This window comes from Thermosynechococcus sp. QKsg1 (genome assembly GCF_031586415.1).
GTDB lineage: Bacteria > Cyanobacteriota > Cyanobacteriia > Thermosynechococcales > Thermosynechococcaceae > Thermosynechococcus.
This window is the reverse complement of sequence record NZ_CP134200.1, coordinates 561,785-582,170: the sequence shown is the minus strand read 5'-3', so window position 1 is coordinate 582,170 and position 20,386 is coordinate 561,785. Positions and strand designations below refer to the sequence as shown.

At 54.9% G+C, this 20,386-nt stretch carries 18 protein-coding genes and 1 CRISPR repeat array; of the genes, 11 read left to right on the top strand and 7 right to left on the bottom strand.

Annotated elements, in window-relative coordinates; genetic code table 11:
• Window positions 1-41: 41 nt before the first annotated feature.
• The 6 genes from hisS (at window position 42) to RHP47_RS02880 (ending at window position 5,688) form a co-directional block, all read left to right on the top strand.
• Complete coding sequence (gene hisS, locus RHP47_RS02905; RefSeq protein ID WP_286626517.1) at window positions 42-1,310, top strand: histidine--tRNA ligase; 1,269 nt, start codon at window positions 42-44, stop codon at window positions 1,308-1,310.
• On the top strand, window positions 1,307-2,002 hold the full coding sequence (locus tag RHP47_RS02900; protein WP_149818002.1) for a sirohydrochlorin chelatase: 696 nt from the start codon (window positions 1,307-1,309) through the stop codon (window positions 2,000-2,002). The genes hisS and RHP47_RS02900 overlap by 4 nt, the downstream gene beginning before the upstream one ends.
• Window positions 1,999-3,018, top strand: coding sequence for a polysaccharide pyruvyl transferase CsaB (csaB, locus tag RHP47_RS02895; protein WP_149818000.1), 1,020 nt, complete (start codon window positions 1,999-2,001; stop codon window positions 3,016-3,018). Before RHP47_RS02900 ends, csaB begins: the two co-directional genes overlap by 4 nt.
• Window positions 3,019-3,081: 63 nt before the next feature.
• Complete coding sequence (locus RHP47_RS02890; RefSeq protein ID WP_149817998.1) at window positions 3,082-3,651, top strand: hypothetical protein; 570 nt, start codon at window positions 3,082-3,084, stop codon at window positions 3,649-3,651.
• A 142-nt stretch (window positions 3,652-3,793) separates the two neighbouring features.
• Window positions 3,794-4,717 (top strand): COX15/CtaA family protein, encoded by a 924-nt coding sequence (locus tag RHP47_RS02885; protein WP_310841007.1) that lies wholly within the window; start codon window positions 3,794-3,796, stop codon window positions 4,715-4,717.
• Window positions 4,718-4,734: 17 nt separating this feature from the next.
• Window positions 4,735-5,688 (top strand): heme o synthase, encoded by a 954-nt coding sequence (locus RHP47_RS02880; RefSeq protein ID WP_149817994.1) that lies wholly within the window; start codon window positions 4,735-4,737, stop codon window positions 5,686-5,688.
• Here RHP47_RS02880 and RHP47_RS02875 read toward each other — a convergent pair.
• Window positions 5,685-6,575 (bottom strand): alpha/beta fold hydrolase, encoded by an 891-nt coding sequence (locus RHP47_RS02875; RefSeq protein ID WP_286626514.1) that lies wholly within the window; start codon window positions 6,573-6,575, stop codon window positions 5,685-5,687. The genes RHP47_RS02880 and RHP47_RS02875 overlap by 4 nt on opposite strands.
• A gap of 62 nt (window positions 6,576-6,637) precedes the next feature.
• Here RHP47_RS02875 and RHP47_RS02870 point away from each other — a divergent pair, with 62 nt between their 5' ends.
• A complete protein-coding gene (locus RHP47_RS02870; RefSeq protein WP_310841004.1) occupies window positions 6,638-7,414 on the top strand; it encodes an SDR family oxidoreductase in 777 nt (258 codons plus the stop codon).
• Here RHP47_RS02870 and RHP47_RS02865 read toward each other — a convergent pair.
• The gene (locus RHP47_RS02865) at window positions 7,382-8,788 is read right to left on the bottom strand and encodes a type II CAAX prenyl endopeptidase Rce1 family protein (protein WP_286649842.1); all 1,407 of its coding nucleotides are present in this window, start codon (window positions 8,786-8,788) and stop codon (window positions 7,382-7,384) included. The genes RHP47_RS02870 and RHP47_RS02865 overlap by 33 nt on opposite strands.
• A gap of 123 nt (window positions 8,789-8,911) precedes the next feature.
• Here RHP47_RS02865 and RHP47_RS02860 point away from each other — a divergent pair, with 123 nt between their 5' ends.
• Window positions 8,912-9,430, top strand: coding sequence for an inorganic diphosphatase (locus tag RHP47_RS02860; protein ID WP_310841002.1), 519 nt, complete (start codon window positions 8,912-8,914; stop codon window positions 9,428-9,430).
• On the opposite strand, the gene RHP47_RS02855 is transcribed toward RHP47_RS02860, so the two are convergent.
• The gene (locus RHP47_RS02855; protein ID WP_149817982.1) at window positions 9,427-10,194 is read right to left on the bottom strand and encodes an amino acid ABC transporter ATP-binding protein; all 768 of its coding nucleotides are present in this window, start codon (window positions 10,192-10,194) and stop codon (window positions 9,427-9,429) included. The genes RHP47_RS02860 and RHP47_RS02855 overlap by 4 nt on opposite strands.
• Window positions 10,195-10,377: 183 nt before the next feature.
• Between RHP47_RS02855 and topA the strand changes: the two genes are divergently transcribed.
• On the top strand, window positions 10,378-13,041 hold the full coding sequence (gene topA / locus RHP47_RS02850) for a type I DNA topoisomerase (RefSeq protein ID WP_310841001.1): 2,664 nt from the start codon (window positions 10,378-10,380) through the stop codon (window positions 13,039-13,041).
• Complete coding sequence (locus RHP47_RS02845; RefSeq protein WP_310840999.1) at window positions 13,042-14,640, top strand: radical SAM protein; 1,599 nt, start codon at window positions 13,042-13,044, stop codon at window positions 14,638-14,640.
• Window positions 14,641-14,935: 295 nt separating this feature from the next.
• Here the strand turns inward: RHP47_RS02845 and RHP47_RS02840 are convergent, their stop codons facing one another.
• Both RHP47_RS02840 and RHP47_RS02835 read right to left on the bottom strand, forming a co-directional pair.
• Window positions 14,936-15,430 carry a hypothetical protein gene (locus RHP47_RS02840; RefSeq protein ID WP_302679800.1) on the bottom strand — a complete coding sequence of 165 codons (495 nt, stop codon included), beginning with the start codon at window positions 15,428-15,430 and terminating at the stop codon, window positions 14,936-14,938.
• A 3-nt stretch (window positions 15,431-15,433) separates the two neighbouring features.
• Complete coding sequence (locus RHP47_RS02835; protein ID WP_149817974.1) at window positions 15,434-15,628, bottom strand: hypothetical protein; 195 nt, start codon at window positions 15,626-15,628, stop codon at window positions 15,434-15,436.
• Window positions 15,629-15,702: 74 nt separating this feature from the next.
• Between RHP47_RS02835 and RHP47_RS02830 the strand changes: the two genes are divergently transcribed.
• Window positions 15,703-16,839 carry a trypsin-like peptidase domain-containing protein gene (locus RHP47_RS02830; RefSeq protein ID WP_310840998.1) on the top strand — a complete coding sequence of 379 codons (1,137 nt, stop codon included), beginning with the start codon at window positions 15,703-15,705 and terminating at the stop codon, window positions 16,837-16,839.
• A gap of 1 nt (window position 16,840) precedes the next feature.
• On the opposite strand, the gene RHP47_RS02825 is transcribed toward RHP47_RS02830, so the two are convergent.
• Both RHP47_RS02825 and RHP47_RS02820 read right to left on the bottom strand, forming a co-directional pair.
• Entirely contained in the window at window positions 16,841-17,197 is a 357-nt protein-coding gene (locus tag RHP47_RS02825; protein ID WP_286626503.1) for a hypothetical protein, read from the bottom strand.
• 14 nt (window positions 17,198-17,211) lie between these two features.
• Window positions 17,212-18,225 (bottom strand): zinc-dependent alcohol dehydrogenase family protein, encoded by a 1,014-nt coding sequence (locus RHP47_RS02820; RefSeq protein ID WP_310840997.1) that lies wholly within the window; start codon window positions 18,223-18,225, stop codon window positions 17,212-17,214.
• A 166-nt stretch (window positions 18,226-18,391) separates the two neighbouring features.
• A CRISPR array of direct repeats spans window positions 18,392-20,363; the repeat unit is 36 nt; unit sequence GTTTCCATTAGTTCGGCTGGGAAAGAATCCCAGCAC.
• Window positions 20,364-20,386 lie beyond the last annotated feature (23 nt).

Sequence of the window (20,386 nt, the reverse complement as noted above, 5' to 3'; positions counted from 1 at the left end):
GCAGGTATAATACGTCTGTTTCATTTGCGCATTGACCACACATGGGTTTGCAAGCACCACGGGGAACTCGCGATATTTTGCCCGCTGAGCGGGTCTATTGGCAGTATTTAGAAACCATTGCTCGCCAGATTTTAGATCGCGCTGCCTACCGCGAAATTTGCACTCCCATTTTTGAGCAAACCCCTTTGTTTGAGCGGGGCATTGGTGAAGCCACCGATATTGTCAGTAAGGAAATGTACACCTTTAGCGATCGCGGTCAACGGTCGCTGACGCTGCGGCCAGAGGGCACGGCGGGGGTGGTGCGCGCCTATATTGAACATGGTTTGCACAGCCAAGGGGGCGTCCAACGCCTGTGGTACCTAGGGCCCATGTTTCGCTACGAGCGGCCACAGTCCGGTCGCTATCGCCAGTTTCACCAGTTGGGGGTGGAAGTTTTAGGCAGTGCCGATCCCCGTGCCGATGCCGAAGTCATTGCTGTGGCTTTAGATATTTTGCAGGCCCTGGGATTGAAGGAGTTAACCCTGATGCTCAACTCCGTGGGCGATCGCGAGGATCGCAGTGAGTATCGTCAGGCCTTGGTGGATTACCTCACCCCCTACAAGGCAGAGTTAGACCCCGATTCCCAAGAACGCCTCCACCGCAATCCCCTGCGCATCCTCGATAGTAAAGACCCTCACACCCAAGCGATTGTTAAGGAAGCGCCGCGGCTGTTGGATTATCTCAGTCCGCGATCGCGCAACCATTTTGAGCAGGTGCAATCCCTCTTGCAGGATCTGGGCATCCGCTACCAGATAAATCCTGCCCTTGTGCGGGGCCTCGACTACTATACCCACACCGCCTTTGAATTTCAGGATTTGAGTTTGGGCAATGAGGGAACCGTCTGTGGGGGGGGGCGCTACGATCACCTTGTCGAGGAATTAGGGGGACCTGCCACCCCCGCCATTGGTTGGGCGATGGGACTGGAACGATTGATTTTACTCCTGCGCGATCGCCCGTTGCCGCCGCGCGATCAACCCTACCTTTATATGGTGACCCGTGGCAAAGCTGCCGAACGCCAAGGCCTGATTTTGGCACAGCAATTGCGGCATCAAGGTTACACCGTTGAGGTGGATCTCAGCGGCAGTGCCTTTGGTAAACAGGTCAAACGCGCCGATCGCGTTGGTGCTACGGTGTGTCTGGTGATTGGCGAGAGTGAGGCTACAGATCGCACCGTGCAAGTGAAGTGGTTGACCTCTGGGGAGCAGGTCTTGGTACCGCAACAGGAACTCTTGAGTGAGAACTGGCGATCGCGCTTTTCTGCCCCATCATGATGGCCTACTTTCTCATTAGCCACGGCAGTCCTGCCCCTGAGCCACAGGCGGCCATGGCCTTTTTGTGTCAGCAACTCACCCGCCTAGGAATGGTGGGCTGGGGCACCCTTGAGGAAGAACCACTGCCTAACAAGATTCAGGAATTCAGTGGCCAAGCGCAACGCCAAGGCGCTCAGCGGGTAGTCATTCTACCCCTGTTTTTACTGCCGGGCAACCATGTGGTGGTGGATCTGCCGCAGGCGATCGCGGCAGCCGAGTCGGTGCTTCCCATGCAATTACTCCCCTTCTTGGGGGGACAGCCGCTTTTTCAAGCATGGTTACAACGGGCGATCGCTGATGCAGCCGCCGATATTCTCCTTGGCCACGGCAGTCGTCGGCCTGAAGTTCGCCCTTGGTTTGAGGAACTGTGTCAGACCTGTGGTGTGCATCCAGCGCTCCTGACTGAAGTGGGAAGTTTAGACCATGCCATTGAGACGCGGATGGCTCAGGGATATACCAGTAGCAAAATTTATGGCTACTTTCTCTTTGGCGGTAAAACCGTTGATCAGGTCCACAGCCAACTAGCGACATTGCAAGTCAGGTATCCCCACCACGCTGTTTCCTTGGTGCCAGCCATTCAACCCACCCCCGCCTTGATCAACGTTCTTCAAGACATTCTTCAGGCAGTGCCGCTAGTGGAGCCTGTCCCATGAGTCAAGTCTTTCTCTGTGGCTACTACGGCTATGGCAATGCCGGGGACGAAGCCCTCTTGGCAACGCTCCTCGAACAGTTGCCGCCCCACGTTTCACCGGTCGTCCTCAGCGGCAATCCTACAGCTACAGCAGCCCGCTATGGCGTTGCTACCTGCGATCGCCGCCAGTGGCCAAAGGTGCTGCGCACCCTACAACAGAGCCAAGCCTTCATTTGGGGTGGTGGGAGCCTCATTCAGGATGTCACCAGTTGGCGCAGCCCCCTCTATTACCTTGGTCTGATGACGCTGGCTCAACAGTTTGGCTGTCGCACCCTTGCCTGGGCACAGGGGATTGGACCAGTGCGATCGCCCCTCTATCGTTGGTGGACACGGGCACTTCTGCGGCGTTGTCTTGCAGTCACGGTGCGCGATTCCGGGTCAGCGGCTCTCTTGCGGCAGTGGGGCATTCCCCATCAACAGGGTGCCGATCCCGTGTGGCTGATGTCAGCCCGTCCTGTTCTACCTCCCAAGGACAAGGCGCCCATTGCTGTGTGTTTACGTCCCCATCGACACCTCACGGGCGATCGCTGGCAGCTTCTAAAAATGGCCTTGCGGCAGTGGCAGGCAGAGACGGGGGTACCGCTTTTGCTGTTGCCCTTTCAGCCCCAACAGGATTTGCCCTTGGCTGAGGATCTCTATGGGGCATTGCAGCCTGAGCAGACGCAACTTGTGTCCTGTGAGGATCCCCGCGAGATGAAGGGACTGTTGGCAACAACGGCGGGGGCGATCGCCATGCGCCTCCATGCCCTGATCATGGCGGCCAGTGTGGGTTGTCGCTGTTTTGCCCTCAGCTATGATCCCAAGGTGAGTTACCTCATGGCCGATACGGGTATGGCGGGGGTTGAACTAGCAGCATTGCCCCCTGACCCCACTGCCTTGATCCACCAATGGCAACACACCTTCGCAGCCCCCGTGCCCGACTATCAACCCTACCTGCAATCGGCTGCGGTTCACAAGGCAGTACTGAATCTCCTCTAGGCCAGCCCTTCAGCAAGGATAGGATAAGATCAACTCGATGCGTCGTTTTATTGCGGCAACCCCATGAGCGAATTCCACCGCCGCTATCCGACCGGCAGCATTGTCAGTGATTTATTGCAAATTCATGACGGCCTCTTTATTGTCAAAACCACCCTCCTTGTGGGCGACACGATTTTAGCCACGGGGATGGCTGCTGCCCCCACCCTAGAACAGGCGGAAGATAGTGCCCGCCAGCGTGCCCTGCAACTTCTCGGTATTCACCTCCCTGTGCAAACGGAAGCGGAACTGATTCCCCGCACCCCCGCAGCCCTCGAGGCAGCTCCTTGGTCAGAGGCCAGCAATACTGATCTGCTCCTAGAACCCACCCCCCCTCCCAATCCCCGTCGCAGTAAGCCAGCGGTCAAACCTGTTAGCGAGAAGCCCCCCCCTAAGCGCGAACCCGTGGATCTGGCGGATGAAATTGCCCAAACCACTGTGGAAATGAAACGCTTGGGATGGACAGAAGCCCAAGGCCGTGCCTGTTTACTCGAACGCTACGGCAAGCGATCGCGCCAGCAACTGAGCGATGAAGAACTGTTGGATTTTCTCCACTTTTTGCAGCGTCAACCCAGTGCCGGAGAGCCATCGTTTTAGACCTTCAAACTCGGCAATCAAATGCAAGAAAAATTTATACTCTAGCGAAAACTTAAAGAAAAGCTATAGATTTTCACGCCAGCCCTGATCTCCCCCTTAGCTTCTTTACCATGAAGAAGTTGTTGCTGTCGAGGAAAAATCCGTGCTGGGGCCTTTTCATGTCTCACCCTTGACCCTAGGCAGTGATCCGAGTGTCCGTCGCCAGTGGATTTTTCGCCTCGTGCTGCTGATGACGGTCTTTACCCTCTTTTTGATGGCGGTGGGCAGTGCCACACGGGTGATGGATGCCGGTTTAGCCTGTCCCGATTGGCCGTTGTGCTTTGGCACGCTGGTACCGCAAATGGATTTGCAGATCTTCCTAGAGTGGTTTCACCGCCTGCTGGCCACCAGTTTAGGGCTGATGGCGATCGCCTTTGTAGGATTGAGTGTGGCTTGGCGGCAAGCTCTGCCCCCTTGGGTGCCCTCTGCTGCTGCGGCGGCACTGTGCCTTGTGATTGTGCAGGGGATTCTCGGTGGCCTGACGGTGACTGAGTTGCTGCGCTTTGAAATTGTTACCGCTCACCTGGGCACAGGACTGCTCTTCTTTTGCCTTTTGGCAGCCATCACCGTTGGTTTCGCTCCCTTTCGGGGTACGGGGAGCGCCCGTTGGTTGCGGATTGCCGCAGTGATTGGCGCGCTATGTGTCTATGGCCAAAGTTTGTTAGGGGGCTTGGTGTCTTCGCAGTGGGCAGTGCATCAGTGTCTCTATGGCGATCGCCTGTGTGTAGTCCTCAATAGCCATCTGATCGGTGCTGTCCCAGCTACCCTGAGTGTTTTAGGGGTAGTGATTGTCGCTTGGCGTAGCCCCGCCTTGGCCTCCCTCTTGCGCCAACTCAGTTTCTCACTCCTGCCAGTGGTGGCTCTGCAGGTGGCCTTGGGCTGGAGCACCCTACAACTAAAGCTACAGGTGCCGGCTCTCACCGTTGCCCATCAAATGATTGGCGCCACCCTCTTGGGGGTGTTGGTTGCCATTTCCACATTGGCGTGGCGCGATTGCCCATCCGGTTCCCTGAAGCATAAGTTTTGAACGATCTTGAGGCTCGCATGACATTCTTAGCCAGACTTTCCTCCTCAACGGGGGATCTTTCGACAAAATTAGTGGACTATGTCCAACTCACCAAACCGCGGTTAATTCTGCTTTTTTTGATTACAACTGCGGCAGCAATGGAAGTGGCAAGCCAAGGTCGGGTGGCTCCCCAATTGCTCCTGATAACCCTTGTCAGTGGTGCCTGTGCAGCGGCGGCAGCGAATACGCTCAACTGTCTCTATGACCGCGATATTGATGCCATTATGGAGCGGACGCGCCGTCGCCCTTTGCCAGCGGGTCGGGTGGCTCCTTGGGAAGCGCTGTTTCTAGCAGTGCTCTTGGCAACAACGGCCTTTAGCCTCTTGGCAGTGTTTGCCAACCTCCTGAGTGCGAGCCTTGCTATGGCCGGAATTGCGGTGTATGTGGGGGTCTATACCCACTGGCTGAAGCGGTCTTCGCCGCAAAATATCGTCATTGGCGGTGCGGCTGGGGCGATTCCCCCCTTGGTGGGTTGGGCAGCGGTGACGGGAGAACTGAGTTGGGCGGCTTGGGTGCTGTTTGCCATTATCTTTATCTGGACGCCGCCCCATTTTTGGCCGTTGGCGATGCTGATTCAAGAGGACTATGCCCGTGTGCGGGTGCCGATGTTGCCCGTTGTTGATGGCGATCGCGTCACGGCACGGCAGATTTTTCTCTACACCTTGGCACTGGTGCCCACCAGTCTGCTGTTAATCTACCCTTGCGGTGTCGTGGGCTGGGGCTATGGTGTGGTGGCGATCGCCCTTGGTAGTTGGTTTATTTACCGCGCGTGGCAGTTGACCCAAGCCCCCGAGGACAAAGAACAGGCACGCAGCCTCTTTAAGTTCTCGATTCTCTACATGATGCTGCTGTGTGCCGCCATGGTGGGCGATCGCATTCTGCTGCCCCAATTGCCAGAAAGCCTCGATGCCCTTGCTTGCCTCTTGAGTTAGGCGTGCCCCAACTGTTGCAACCACTCAATGAGGATCGGGTTCACCAGCTCCGGGCGATCGTCATGGGGACAATGGCCAGTATTGGGCAGTCGCTCAATGCGAATCGGCAAGCGATCTTGATGGGCTGCAAAGTGCTGAGTCCCCGACACCGGCGTCCAAGGATCCACCTCACCCCAGAGCACCAGAATCGGCACTTGAACCTCTGGCAGCAAATCCACAATTTTCGGTCCCGGCGGTGCTGAAATCACACGGGCAAACACTTCTTTGGCACCGGCATCCATGGCGGGCCGATGCAGCAGTTCCACCAATTCATCGGTAATAGCGTCGGGATTGGCATAGACTTGGGTCAGGGTTTTGCGGATGCGCGCTGGCTGGCGAATTTGATCAAAAATAATGTGACCAATGATAGGAGAGGCTACTAAGGCGCGAAAAATAGCTGTAAAGAGACTCTGCGTCCAGTTCAGTTCATTGGGACGGTGGTTGAGTCCCCCGGCACAGTTGAGAACACTCACCGCACGGCAGGTGTGGCCATAGCGAGCCGCCATCATCAGACACAGCAGACCACCAATGGAATTCCCTACCCAAACCACGGGTTCCCCAATGTGGGCTTGCCAAAAGTCCGCCAGTAGCTCGGCCCACAGATCCAAACTGTAGGTTAAATCCGGCTTTGCCGAAGCACCAAAACCCAGTAAATCAAGGGCATAAACACGGTAACCTGCGGCGGTGAGAGCAGGGATATTTTTGCGCCAGTGACCAATAGAGGCACCAAAACCATGAACCAACACCACTGGGGCACCGCTACCATTGACGCTGTAGCGAATGCGATGGCCACGCCAAGTCCAATCTGCGGTGGGAAAAGCTGCGGTGGCTGAAAGCGTAGAGGTCATTCTGCCCATTCCCGAAATGTATTACTTTTAGAATAGCGATCTTTAAGTTTCGTAACAATTTTATGGCAACCACACTGATTACGGGGGCAACGGGGGGATTAGGGCAGGCCTTTGCCCAAGCCTTGGCCGATCGCCAGCACGCTTTGATTCTCACTGGTCGCCGCCTCGACACCCTAGAAGAGCTAAAGACCCAGCTCAGCACACAAGTACCGGTTGTAGGTATTCCCCAAGACCTCAGCGAACCCAATGCGGCGCTCCGCCTCTATGAACAGATTCAGTCCCTAGGACTAACGGTGGATGTATTAGTCAATAATGCCGGCTTTGGGGATTATGGTGCCTTTGGCGATCGCGATCGCCAGCAATTGACGGCCATGCTCCAAGTGAACATTACAGCGCTAGTAGAACTCACCCATCTCGTGCTCCAAGAAATGCGCTCCCGCCGCCAAGGTACGATCATCAACGTTAGCTCCATTGCTGCCTGTCAGCCCCTGCCCTACCTCGCCGTCTATGCCGCCAGCAAAGCCTTTGTTCGCCACTTCAGCGAAGCCCTGTGGGCAGAAGTCAAACCCTTGGGCATTCGTGTCCTAGGAGTGTGTCCAGGGCCAACGGCCACCGATTTCTTTGAGCGGGCAGATATGCTGCGCAACCCCGCGCTCCTTGCCCGGCAGGACACTCCCGAACAGGTGGTGGCCGAAACCCTTGCGGCTTTGCAAACCGATGTGGCCACGGTCATTCCCGGTCAGCCCGCCAATCGCTTCCTTGCCCTTGCTGGTCGGTTGGTGCCCCGCCAGTGGTTGGTGCAGCAGTTAGAACCCCGCTTCCGTCCCCCCACTCAGTAGGAGCAACCCCAAAAAGGAGCCACTGTTCCAGATGCTGTGGAGAATCATGGCTGCACCGATATTTTGCGATCGCCAGTAGATATAACTCAACACCGTTCCCAAAACTGTCAAGGGCAATAGATCGGCTAAATTCAGGTGGGCAATGGCAAAGAGGAGTCCCGTCACCCCCATGGCAGTGCCGAAGGGCAAATAGGATTGCACCGAACGAAAGAAAAATCCTCGAAAGAGAATCTCCTCAAAGAAGGGTGCCATCACTGCCACCATGACATAGAGTAGGGCAAAGGTGGTATAATCGCGGCTTTGTAAAATAATTTCCAGTAGGGGATTGCCGCCCCCTTGATTTTTCAGCAGGGCTTGACTAATCAGGGAACTGACCACGACTAACGGCAGTGCCGCCAAATAACCGCCGACCCCCCAACGCAAGGCACCCCCTAACCCCCCTTGCCAACATAACCAATCCGCAGGGCGCTTACCAAAGGGACGCAGAAAGTACCACAGCCAGCCCAAGCCAGCAACCATCATCATCCCGTAGCTCATTAAGGCATACAGCGTTTGAGCCATGGCAGAGCCCAGTGGCAGTCCTAGGCCGATCAGGGAGCGCACCAAGGGCATCAATACCAAACTAATGGCAAAGAAGAGAGCAAACCAGATCACCATGCCTTCCCACAGGGTTTCCCAGCCCCATGTCACGGGGGTCAGGGGTGGCAGAGTGTTCCCGTGCTGGCGGCGGCGCAGGTGTTGATAGATCCAGACAATCCAAAGCACAATCCCAATTAAACTCCCCAAAACAGGAGTGACACCAAGGAGGGCAAGGCGATAGAAGGCCGCTTGGGCGCGATTTTGTTCTGCACGGGTCAAGGTCATCAGGGCGTCGGATCGCTGTTGCAGTTCATAGAGGCGTTCGAGGGCGCGATCGCGAAACCAGCCTTGGAGTGTATTTTTAATCAATGGTTCGGCATCTGGCAGCAATTGCGGGGGATCGGTCCACAATCCCATCAGCACTTCTGCGGTACTGCGGGTTGCCCCTTGAGCCTCATTAATGAGGAGTTGCCATGTGTTGAGGGCGCGATCGTGCTGGCCGGCATCGGCATAGAGCAGTCCCAATTGAAGACGCAGCGGTTGGTTTTGTGGTGTGGGTGTGGCCAGTACCTCTTCATAGGCTTTGATTGCGCTTTCCACATTCCCCACAAGGCGATCGCGGGTTGTGGCATCTCCCAGACCCTGCCATTCTCGGGCTTGTAGTGACAAATTGGTCTGAAATAGGTTAATTTGCCCTTGGGTTTGGGGTTCTAAATAACTGCCCAGCAACGACACCGTCATGAGAGCAGCGACCATGACACTGAGGGCTGCAAGCACCAACCGCTTTAGAGACATAGGGCAAAGCTGACAAGGGACTCCCCAAAACCTTAGCGGAAAGCGACCCAAGGGATCAATCCAGTGCTTGCTTCAATGTCCCGATCTCGATTAAATGGAGACTTGTTGCGTGGACATGATTCTATGGGTGTTGATCTGAGCCGTATTCCTGCCCAACCCAAGCCGGGTGTTGTCAATGTGCTGGTGGAAATTGCGGGGGGCAGTCGTAATAAATATGAGTTTGACAAGGAAATGAACGTCTTTGCCCTCGATCGCGTGCTCTATTCGGCGGTGACCTATCCCTATGATTATGGGTTCATTCCCAACACACTGGCGGATGATGGCGATCCCCTCGATGGTCTAGTGATCATGGATGAGCCGACGTTTCCGGGATGTGTGATTCCTGCCCGTCCTATTGGCATGCTGGAGATGATTGACAGTGGCGATCGCGACGAGAAAATTCTCTGTGTGCCCGTTGATGATCCTCGCTATGCCGAGGTGACGTCCCTCAAGGACATTGCGCCCCACCGCCTCGAAGAAATCGCTGAGTTCTTCCGTACCTACAAGAATCTGCAAAAGAAAGTGACTGAAATTCTTGGCTGGCAGGATGTGGATGCGGTGCAGCCCCTTGTTGAAAAATGCATCAAGGCCTATAAAGGCTAGTGCCTAACCAGCACACGCTCTAAAAAGAGGCGGGTTCGCTCCTGTTGCGGACGACGAAACAGTTCTTGGGGCGATCCTTCCTCAATAATTTGGCCATCGGCAAGAAAGACGACGCGGCAAGAGACTTCACGGGCAAATTGCATTTCGTGGGTGACCACCACCATGGTCATTGCTTCTTCGGCCAGTTGTCGCATCACGGCGAGGACATCCCCCACTAGCTCCGGGTCAAGGGCAGAGGTGGGTTCGTCAAAGAGGAGAATTTCCGGCTGCATGGCCAAGGCACGGGCGATCGCCACCCGTTGTTGTTGCCCCCCGGAGAGTTGCCGAGGATAGGCATCCCGTTTGTCCAGCAATCCTACTTTGGTCAATAAACTTTCAGCCATTTCAATAGCCACGCGGCGGGGGAGCTTGCGCACAAGGATCGGCGCTTCGATGATGTTTTGCAAGACTGTCATGTGGGGAAAGAGGTTAAAGTTCTGAAAGACCATACCCACATCCCGGCGAATCACCCGCAGTTGTTGCGGCGTTGGCACTGGGGGCAGGTAATGACCGAGAATGAGAATCTCCCCCGATTGGTACGTCTCCAACCCATTCAAGCAGCGGAGCAAGGTGCTTTTGCCAGAACCACTGGGGCCAATGAGGGCAACCACCTCTTGCTTAGCAACGGTGAAGTTGATGTCCTTCAGGACGTGGCGATCGCCAAAATATTTATTGAGGTGGCGGGTTTGGATCACGATTTCTGGGGCTGCCCCACGCTGAGTCATCGCTGCTACCTAAAAACCGTTATGCTGACTAAACAGATTCTCCGCATCGCCCATTGGTTAGGCTAGGGTTATCAATATAAGGAAGTGCTTCTCCTTGCTCCCCATGATACGGTGGGAGAACACAATTCTATGATCGATCGCTAAACTTGAGAGTGCCGAAAAACCCATCCCGCAGCATCTGCTATGTCCACCCTTGTTATCGTTGAATCCCCGACAAAAGCCCATACCATTCGCAAATTTCTGCCCCCGGACTATCGCGTTGAAGCCTCGATGGGTCATGTCCGTGATCTGCCCCGCAGCGCTGCTGATGTGCCCCCCGAACTCAAGGGGGAGGAGTGGGCAACCCTAGGGGTGAATGTCGCTGCTGGCTTTGAACCCCTCTACATTGTCCCCAAAGACAAGCAAAAAGTTGTCAAAGACCTGAAAACGGCCCTGAAAACTGCTGATGAACTCCTGCTTGCGACCGATGAAGACCGCGAAGGCGAAAGTATTAGTTGGCACTTGCTGCAACTGTTGGAGCCAAAGGTGCCCGTGCGGCGCATGGTCTTCCATGAAATTACGGAAGAGGCCATCCGAGAAGCCCTGCGCAATTGCCGCGATGTCAATCAACAACTCGTGCGTGCCCAAGAAACGCGGCGTATCCTCGATCGCTTGGTGGGCTATACCCTGTCGCCCCTGCTGTGGCGGAAAATTGCTCCCCATCTGTCGGCGGGGCGGGTGCAGTCGGTGGCAGTGCGTCTATTGGTGCAACGGGAGCGGGAACGGCTGGCCTTCCGCAAGGGGCAATTTTGGGATCTCAAGGCCACGCTGGATCAACGGGGAACCCTCTTTCCAGCCCGTTTGGTGAGTGTCGGCGGTCAACGCTTGGCCACGGGCAATGATTTTGATCCTGCTACAGGACAGGTGCGCAACCCTGATGCTGTCTTGCTCTTGGATGAGGCGGCGGCCAATGCCCTGTGCGATCGCCTGCTGACGGAAACATGGACGGTCACTGAACAAGAGGAGCGCCAACAAACCCGCAAACCCGCTCCTCCCTTTACCACCTCGACGCTGCAACAGGAAGCCAACCGCAAACTGCACCTCTCGGCCCAGGAGACGATGCGCATTGCCCAAAAGCTCTATGAAGAGGGCTATATCACCTATATGCGCACGGACTCTGTGCATCTGTCGGAACAGGCGATCGCTGCCGCTCGCAGTTGTGTGGAAGCCATGTACGGCAAAGCCTTTTTGTCGCCCCAGCCGCGGCAGTACACCACCAAAACCAAGGGCGCCCAAGAAGCCCACGAAGCGATTCGCCCTGCGGGTAGTCAGTTTCGCACCCCCCAAGAAACCGGCCTTAAGGATCGGGAACTGGAACTCTACGAACTGATCTGGAAGCGCACAGTGGCCTCACAAATGGCTGATGCCCGCGTCACCCTGCTAACGGTCTCGATTACGGCGGGGGATGCCCTCTTCCGTGCCCACGGTAAACGCATTGATTTTCCGGGCTTTTTCCGTGCCTATGTGGAAGGGTCGGATGATCCCGATGCCGCCCTCGAAAGCCAAGAGGTGATGCTGCCCCTGATGCAGGTGGGCGATATTCTCCGCTGCCAAGCCCTTGAAAGTGTCGGTCACGAAACCCAGCCGCCGCCACGCTACACCGAAGCCAGCCTTGTTAAAGCCCTCGAGCAAGCCGGCATTGGGCGTCCCAGCACCTACGCCACCATCATCAGCACGATCCAAGACCGCGAGTATGCCATTCGGCGGGGCAATGCCCTTGAACCCACCTTTACTGCCTTTGCGGTTACGGCACTGCTGGAGAAATACTTCCCCGACTTAGTGGACATTAACTTCACGGCGCGGATGGAGCAAACCCTTGATGAGATTTCCACGGGGGAAGTGCAGTGGCAACCCTACCTTGAATCCTTCTATTTGGGTGAAAACGGCCTTGAGCAGCAGGTCAAAGAGCGGGAGCGCACAATTGAGTCCACAGAAGCCCGGGCGATCGCCCTGCCAGAACTGAATGCCGAAGTGGTGGTGGGTCGCTTTGGTCCTTTTGTCGTCTATCAAAATGGCAATGGCAGCGAACCGATTAAAGCCTCGTTGCCCCAAGATGCCACTCCCGGTAGCCTCACCCGCGAACAAGTGGAGCAATTAATTCGCCAAAAACTAGAGGGTCCCGACAAGCTAGGTGTGCATCCTGAAACTGGCGAACCGATCTTCTTGCTAACGGGGCGCTTTGGTCCCTATGTGCAGTTGGGGGAAGCCACAGCGGCCAATCCAAAACCCAAACGAGCCTCGTTACCCAAGGGGGTCAGTCCCGATGAAGTCACTCTAGACTTGGCGATTACGCTGTTGTCGCTGCCCCGCATATTGGGGGTTCATCCCGAAACGGGCAAACTGATTCAAGCCAATCAAGGTCGCTTTGGCCCCTACATTGTCCATGACCCTGAGGGGGAAAAGGACTATCGTTCCCTCAGGGGGGAGGATGATGTTTATACGATTACCCTAGAGCGTGCCTTGGAGCTGCTGGCGACCCCGAAAGCGAGTCGTGGCCGTGCCAAAAAACAGGTGCTCGCGGTGTTGGGGACTCACCCAGAGGATGGCGAACCGGTGCAGATCTTGGATGGTCCCTATGGTCCCTATGTCAACCACGGCAAGGTGAATGCCTCACTGCCGGAAGGGGTGAGTCCAGAGACCATGACCCTTGAGCAAGCCCTGCCCCTATTGGCGGAGAAAGCACCGAAGAAAACCCGCCGCAGCGCAACAGCCACTGCCCCGAAACCAAAATCAACCACCAAAAAGACCAGTACAAAGACGGCCACCAAGACCGCAAAAACCAGCCGCCGTAAGTCAACGGAAACCTAGGTGAATTCCCCTTTTGCTGCTGAAACTCTCCTCTTTGAGCGATCGCGCCCGCGGCCAGAGGCACTGCGCGTCATCTATGGCTTTCCCAATACCTACAGCGTTGGCATTACCAGCTTAGGGTATCAACTAGTGTGGGCACAACTGGCCAGCCGTCCTGATGTGGCCGTGAGTCGCCTCTTTACCGATGTGCACGAACTCCTGCCTCGAGATCCCGAGTTAGTGGGCTTTTCCTTCTCGTGGGAGTTGGACTACGGCAATCTATTGGCGCTCTTGGAGCAGTTGGGCATTCCCATTTGGCAGCGCGATCGCCACGATCGCCATCCTTTGATCTTTGGCGGTGGTCCAGTGCTGACGGCCAATCCCGAACCCTTTGCCGACTTTTTTGATGTCATTTTGCTAGGGGACGCCGAACCGCTTTTAGATCCCTTTCTGACGACAATGGCACAGGTGCGCACTGCTGCGCGATCGCAACAGTTGGAAGCCCTTGCCCAAGTGCCCGGCCTCTATGTCCCCAGTCTTTATGCCGTCGGTTATGCCAGTGCCACAGGCCCGATTCAAGGAATTGAACCCCGAAAGCCCACGGTACCCGCCACAGTGACCAAACAAGTCCATCGCGGCAATACCCTTGCTGCCTCAACGGTGGTCACCCCCCTCGCCGCTTGGGAAAAGATTTACATGGTGGAGGTGGTGCGTAGTTGTCCAGAGCTATGTCGCTTTTGTTTGGCCAGTTATTTGACCTTGCCCTTTCGCACGCCCAGTCTCGAAACACTGATTCCTGCCATTGAGCGGGGGCTAGCGGTCACCGATCGCCTAGGGCTTTTGGGTGCCTCGATTACCCAGCATCCCGAATTTCCCGCCTTGATTGAGTATCTAGGCCAACCACAATTTGACCATGTGCGGGTGAGTTTAGCGTCTGTGCGCACAAATACGGTCACTGAATCCCTTGCCCAACTCTTGAGTCAACGGGGCAGTCAATCCCTGACGATCGCTATCGAAACGGGGTCTGAGCGTCTGCGCCAAGTGATCAACAAAAAGCTTGGGACTGAGGAGATTCTTGCTGCTGCCAGCCATGCCCAAGCCGGCGGCCTCAAGGGGCTAAAGTTTTATGGCATGGTGGGACTGCCCACAGAAACCGATGCCGATGTTGCAGCTACGGTGGATCTCTTTCGCCAATTGAAAAAAACAGCGCCGCGCCTGCGACTCACCCTTGGCTGTAGTACCTTTGTGCCCAAGGCCCATACCCCTTTCCAGTGGTGGGGCGTGCAACCCGTAGCCGAAAAACGTCTTAAGTTCCTGAAAAAAGAATTGGCCAAATTGGGGATTGAGTTTCGTCCTGAATCCTATAATGACTCGCTGATTCAAGCTTTAATTTCGCGGGGCGATCGCCGGCTTGCTCCCCTGCTTGAGCAGGTGCGTCACTATGGCACTTCCTTGGGCAGTTATCGGCGGGCATTTAAGGAACTGCGCGGACAGTTGCCCGACTTTGAAGCCTACGTCACTGCTAATTGGCCAGAGGAAACGATCTTACCGTGGCAGCATCTCCAGAGTGGCCTGCCCACTAAAACCTTGCAAAATCATCTGCAGCGAGCGATCGCCTAGGCCAGTCTGCGCTGATACCCCTGTTTAGTGACTTTAGCCTGAAAACAGCATTGGGGCGATGAAGTCTTTCTGATGTCTATACCGTCCTGCGACTCAACTCTCTCTTTTCTGACGCTTCCCCGCTCGCTCTCCATCAATTCGTTGGCCTCGCGCTGACCACCCATACTCACACGCCACCCAAGAGTCAAACCCCGTTTCATCGATATACACCAGCGTTTCCTTGCCGTGGCTCTCTACCCATGTGTTCCTAAATTCCGATACTGAAAGCCCCCGACTTTAGTCGGTGGGAAGTTTACTATAACCAAGCTGCCAAGAGTGTGACCACGCCCAAGCCCGTGAGGGCAAGCCAGATGAAGGCATTCGGTAAAGGCGTAGCAGGGGGCGGTGGTTCTTGGGGTTTTGGGGGGGCAGCCGATGGCTTTTTCGGGGAACGGCTGTAGGGGGACGTGTAGGCGCGATCGCCCACATGGGATAGGTCAGGAATTTCGCTGTACCATTCCGGACGGCGTTTGAGTTGGGGAGCCTCCAAAATCGCTAGCAAGCGACGACTTTCCTGCCGCGTGTGATGATCCGGGTGTTGTTGGAGTTGACGGCAGAGGCTGACGGCAGCCCCTTGATCGCCAGCAGCACTATAGGCCGTGACTAACCAGAGGCTAATTTCCCCCGATCGCACCGCATTTCCCTCCGCCAGCGCCGCCGCCTGTCCTAAAAGAACAATCGATTGTTGGTAGTTTCCCCGCTCGAAGGCCTGTTGCCCTTGCTGAAAGAGGGCAGCGACTGCATCCGTCATGGCCTATGAGCTGACCCCCACGTCTTCGACCACAATAAGCCCCTTTTTGAGCAGCGCTTGCAGGTCAGCATTGTGGGTTTTGCAGTTGCGCCAGCGCCGCTCATCGACATTTTCATTGCGACCGGGCTGCAGGGTCACAGGTCCAAAGAAACTATCAAAGGTCATGGGCTGTTCGAGGTAGCTAATCACAGTCAGCATGCCAGCAGAGGTTCGACAAACTCACTATTTTCAGGATAAGGCTAGAGTGGATCTGCTGCCGAGTTGAGTTGAGTATGGTTCGCACACGGTTGAGTTGCGTTGGGATGGCGATCGCCCTTGTGGCACTGACGGGCTGTCCACTACGTTTGCCGGATCGCAATACGGAGGCGTCTCTGCCTCCCCTTGCCCCCACGGAGCGACCCAATGCGGGGGAGAATTTCATTGCCAAGGTGGTTGCTGAGGCAGGGCCAGCAGTGGTGAGCATTGATACCCTACGACTGCGCCGCAGTCAAGAGGATAGTTTTCTCAATCCTTTTCCAATACCAGAGGTGCCGCTGCGCCAAGGTCAAGGCTCTGGGTTTATATTTACCCCCGATGGCAAGATTATGACCAATGCCCATGTGGTGGAGGGGGCTACTGCCGTGCGAGTCACGCTCCCCGATGGTCGCCAGTATGATGGCAAGGTGGTGGGTGCAGATTCCCTGACGGATGTGGCGGTGGTGCAGATTGAGGCTGAGAATTTACCGACGGTACAACTGGGCAATTCCGATAGCCTTGTCCCCGGTGAGTGGGCGATCGCCATCGGTAACCCCTTGGGGCTAAGTAACACCGTAACCGCCGGCATTATTAGTGCAACAGGGCGTGCCAGTAATGAAATTGGCGCTGCCGATAAGCGGGTGAGCTTCATTCAAACGGATGCGGCGATTAATCCGGGCAATTCCGGGGGCCCCCTTCTGAATGCTGCTGGTCAAGTGGTGGGCGTCAATACCGCCGTGATTTCCCAAGCGCAGGGTCTTGGTTTTGCCATTCCCATCAATACGGCCTATCGCATTGCTGAACAGATTATTACTACGGGGCGCGCCCAGCACCTCTATCTGGGGATTCGCATGGTGCAATTGACGCCAGAAGTGGCTGCCCAAATCCGTCAAGATCAGCCCAACTGGACACTGAATCAAACCCAAGGGACGCTAATCGTTGGTGTTGCCCCCAATTCGCCGGCGGCTAAAGCGGGGCTGCAAGTGGGAGATTGGATTGCCAAAATTAACGATCTCAATCAACCCAGCCCCCAACAGGTACAAAGCGTGGTTGAGCAAACAAAGTTGGGGGAGAAAGTGACTTTGGAGATTCAACGGGGCGATCGCCGGCAAACCGTGAGCCTGCAACCGGAGCCAATGCCACCAGAATTGTATCCCTCTTCGCAGCCAGAATAGGTTAGCGTCGAGGCTCCGACAGTACTGCTTCCCCCGTGAACCAACGGCCACAGTAACTGAGGCGCCCATTAAAAATGCGGCAGGTGCGATAGAGGTTGTTCTGCAACAGCACCGTTTCCCCCGTGAACCACCGACCACAGTAACTGAGGCGCCCATTAAAAATGCGGCAGGTGCGATAGAAGTTGTTCTGCAACAGCACCGTTTCCCCTGTGAACCAACGGCCACAATAGCTAAGGCGTCCGTTAAAAATGCGGCAAACCCGATAAACATCACTGCGGGGCGTTTGACTGAGCCATGTCGGCACCCCTTGAGCCTGTTCTAGCCCGATGAGAAGGGCGGCAAGAATCTGAGCAACCATCAGAAAATCCCCAATTATGGGACGAGTACCACCTTACCCTGCACCAAGCGTTGGCTGAGATAGCGATGGGCATCCGCCGCCGCCCCTAGGGGAAAGGTTTTATCCACAACCACTTTTAGCTCGCCGCGATCCACAAGGGTGGCCACCTGTTCAAGGATTTTTCCCTGATGGGCAAGGGCATCACTCAACCCCATGAGTTGCGGCGTCAGCATCAGTGTGAGTTGGATCAAGAGGTTGCGTTGGCGGGCAATTTTCCACGGCGTATCGGCGGCGGGTTCCAAGAGGGTGGCGAGGGTGCCATAGGGACGCACCGCTTTGAAGGTGTCGCTAAAGGTTGTGCTGCCGACGGTGTCAAGAGCAAAATCAACTCCTTTGCCCCCTGTCCAGTCCAAGACTGCTTGTACCCAATCACTGGTGGTGTAGTTAATGGCAAGGGTGGCACCCAGATCTTGGGTAAATCGTGCTTTTGCTGCGGAACTAATTGTCGTGGCCACTTGGGCTCCGAAACGCCGCGCCAGTTGAATGGCGAGATGCCCCACCCCGCCTGCCCCGGCATGGATGAGAACGGTTTTTGCGGTGGAGAGGACATTCAAAGGTGGCACTGCACCGCGATCGCCCAAGGCTTCCCAAGCCGTAATCACCGCTAGGGGCAAGGCAGCCGCCTGAATAAAGGAAAGGGTTTTGGGCTTGTGGGCAACGGCAACTTCAGGAACAACGGTGTATTCGGCATAGCAGCCGCCGCGATCGCCCAAGCCCCCATAGCAAAAATAAACTTCATCCCCTACGCGAAACCGCTGCACCGCTGCACCCACAGCCACGACCACCCCTGCCCCATCACAGCCGAGAATGGCGGGTCGGCGATCGGGAAAAAATGTTCCCCGCTGTCGCAGCTTCGTATCAATGGGGTTCACACTGGCCGCCCGCAGTTGAATTTTCACCTCATTGGCAGCTTGAATCTGCGGCTCAGGCATCTCCCGCAGCACTAAAACATCGGGTTCGCCAAACTCTGTGATGGCAACGGCTTTCATTGTTGCTGCGTTTCCGTTGACTCCGCTGGGTACAGGACTTAACCCCAATTTTGACACACTGCCCGCCCTAAAGGTCAGGGATGCTTGTTACTGGTTCCGCGACCTTGCTTACCACCTCAGGTTCAGGCACTGATCTCCCCCCTGCAGCCCCTTCTTAGGAGGAAGGGTTTCCATTAGTTCGGCTGGGAAAGAATCCCAGCACAATTCTTGCATTAATTTCATTAATTCTAAGCTGCGTTTCCATTAGTTCGGCTGGGAAAGAATCCCAGCACGAGGGTGTAACTTGGCTTCTGAATTTACCAGAAGCGTTTCCATTAGTTCGGCTGGGAAAGAATCCCAGCACTTTCACAGTTCAAATTTTCCTTAATTTGGTTGTAAGTTTCCATTAGTTCGGCTGGGAAAGAATCCCAGCACCTCTTTCAAAGAGGGTGTAAGTTTTGTGTACTCTTGAAGTTTCCATTAGTTCGGCTGGGAAAGAATCCCAGCACGCAGCAGTAGCAGTAGTTGATTTTGAATCCCCAAAACGTTTCCATTAGTTCGGCTGGGAAAGAATCCCAGCACTTTTTTAATGCGTTAGTAACATTCTTAATCAACGCTTGTTTCCATTAGTTCGGCTGGGAAAGAATCCCAGCACGGCAAGAGTCTGGCGGTGGACATCTTGCCTCTCGCGTTTCCATTAGTTCGGCTGGGAAAGAATCCCAGCACCAGATCAATTACCTAATCATGCAATTGCTGTTTACAAGTTTCCATTAGTTCGGCTGGGAAAGAATCCCAGCACGATAAACTTTTAATAAAGGTAATTGATCTATAGGTAAGTTTCCATTAGTTCGGCTGGGAAAGAATCCCAGCACGTGCGTCTAGCACGCGCAAAAAAACTAGGCGATCGGTTTCCATTAGTTCGGCTGGGAAAGAATCCCAGCACACCCCCATAAAGCTACAGACGTATTGAGCCGTGCTAAAGTTTCCATTAGTTCGGCTGGGAAAGAATCCCAGCACATCAATCGTGGGAAAGAAGAAGGTATTCCTATTAAGTTTCCATTAGTTCGGCTGGGAAAGAATCCCAGCACAAAAAGTTAGTTGAAGAAAAACTGCCACCCAATCGTTTCCATTAGTTCGGCTGGGAAAGAATCCCAGCACACATTTTTGTGCAAGACACATTGCTTCCCGATGGTACGTTTCCATTAGTTCGGCTGGGAAAGAATCCCAGCACAGGCACTGGGGAACTGAGGCACTGGGGAACTGAGGGTTTCCATTAGTTCGGCTGGGAAAGAATCCCAGCACTTACGAGAAGCTATCACATGGCTGCTTAATCTGCCCGTTTCCATTAGTTCGGCTGGGAAAGAATCCCAGCACTATCAGGATCAAATAAACTAGCATTTTTCTCTTTTGTTTCCATTAGTTCGGCTGGGAAAGAATCCCAGCACATTTCAGAGGCCTTCTAGGCGATTTTAGAGGGGAGTTTCCATTAGTTCGGCTGGGAAAGAATCCCAGCACAGGTAGAAACACTAGAATGATCTTCTGTAAAACTATTGTTTCCATTAGTTCGGCTGGGAAAGAATCCCAGCACGTATTGGCGGATTAGAGTGAACACTATTGAAAATAGTTTCCATTAGTTCGGCTGGGAAAGAATCCCAGCACAAGGGACAGGGACGCAGACGCAAGGGACAGGGACGGTTTCCATTAGTTCGGCTGGGAAAGAATCCCAGCACGAGTTTGCTCCACCCAAGAAAAGAAACCCAAGAGGGAGTTTCCATTAGTTCGGCTGGGAAAGAATCCCAGCACGGTTTAAGTTTGCAGAATCTTCCAGATGAAGTCTGGTTTCCATTAGTTCGGCTGGGAAAGAATCCCAGCACTTCTACCTCCAGAAAACAACAAGTAGAAAAAGGGTTTCCATTAGTTCGGCTGGGAAAGAATCCCAGCACTCTCTCAAGGCTACTGTCCGCCAAGCAGTGGCCAAAAAGTTTCCATTAGTTCGGCTGGGAAAGAATCCCAGCACTATCCGCATCGTGAAGAGTGTTTAAGTTTCACTCTTTGTTTCCATTAGTTCGGCTGGGAAAGAATCCCAGCACCCGTTGGCAATTAAGGTGATTATCAACGATCGCGTTTCCATTAGTTCGGCTGGGAAAGAATCCCAGCACGGCACCTTCCTAGAAGGCGCTCT

What these genes read in the sequence shown, in the direction of transcription:
- RHP47_RS02825 (WP_286626503.1), bottom strand. Translation starts at nt 17,197, where the DNA reads ATGGTTGCTCAGATTCTTGCCGCCCTTCTCATCGGGCTAGAACAGGCT.
- RHP47_RS02820 (WP_310840997.1), bottom strand. Translation starts at nt 18,225, where the DNA reads ATGAAAGCCGTTGCCATCACAGAGTTTGGCGAACCCGATGTTTTAGTG.
- RHP47_RS02865 (WP_286649842.1), bottom strand. Translation starts at nt 8,788, where the DNA reads ATGTCTCTAAAGCGGTTGGTGCTTGCAGCCCTCAGTGTCATGGTCGCT.
- RHP47_RS02855 (WP_149817982.1), bottom strand. Translation starts at nt 10,194, where the DNA reads ATGACTCAGCGTGGGGCAGCCCCAGAAATCGTGATCCAAACCCGCCAC.
- RHP47_RS02840 (WP_302679800.1), bottom strand. Translation starts at nt 15,430, where the DNA reads ATGACGGATGCAGTCGCTGCCCTCTTTCAGCAAGGGCAACAGGCCTTC.
- RHP47_RS02880 (WP_149817994.1), top strand. Translation starts at nt 4,735, where the DNA reads ATGACATTCTTAGCCAGACTTTCCTCCTCAACGGGGGATCTTTCGACA.
- RHP47_RS02875 (WP_286626514.1), bottom strand. Translation starts at nt 6,575, where the DNA reads ATGACCTCTACGCTTTCAGCCACCGCAGCTTTTCCCACCGCAGATTGG.
- RHP47_RS02870 (WP_310841004.1), top strand. Translation starts at nt 6,638, where the DNA reads ATGGCAACCACACTGATTACGGGGGCAACGGGGGGATTAGGGCAGGCC.
- topA (WP_310841001.1), top strand. Translation starts at nt 10,378, where the DNA reads ATGTCCACCCTTGTTATCGTTGAATCCCCGACAAAAGCCCATACCATT.
- RHP47_RS02830 (WP_310840998.1), top strand. Translation starts at nt 15,703, where the DNA reads ATGGTTCGCACACGGTTGAGTTGCGTTGGGATGGCGATCGCCCTTGTG.
- RHP47_RS02860 (WP_310841002.1), top strand. Translation starts at nt 8,912, where the DNA reads ATGGGTGTTGATCTGAGCCGTATTCCTGCCCAACCCAAGCCGGGTGTT.
- RHP47_RS02890 (WP_149817998.1), top strand. Translation starts at nt 3,082, where the DNA reads ATGAGCGAATTCCACCGCCGCTATCCGACCGGCAGCATTGTCAGTGAT.
- RHP47_RS02835 (WP_149817974.1), bottom strand. Translation starts at nt 15,628, where the DNA reads ATGCTGACTGTGATTAGCTACCTCGAACAGCCCATGACCTTTGATAGT.
- RHP47_RS02900 (WP_149818002.1), top strand. Translation starts at nt 1,307, where the DNA reads ATGATGGCCTACTTTCTCATTAGCCACGGCAGTCCTGCCCCTGAGCCA.
- hisS (WP_286626517.1), top strand. Translation starts at nt 42, where the DNA reads ATGGGTTTGCAAGCACCACGGGGAACTCGCGATATTTTGCCCGCTGAG.
- csaB (WP_149818000.1), top strand. Translation starts at nt 1,999, where the DNA reads ATGAGTCAAGTCTTTCTCTGTGGCTACTACGGCTATGGCAATGCCGGG.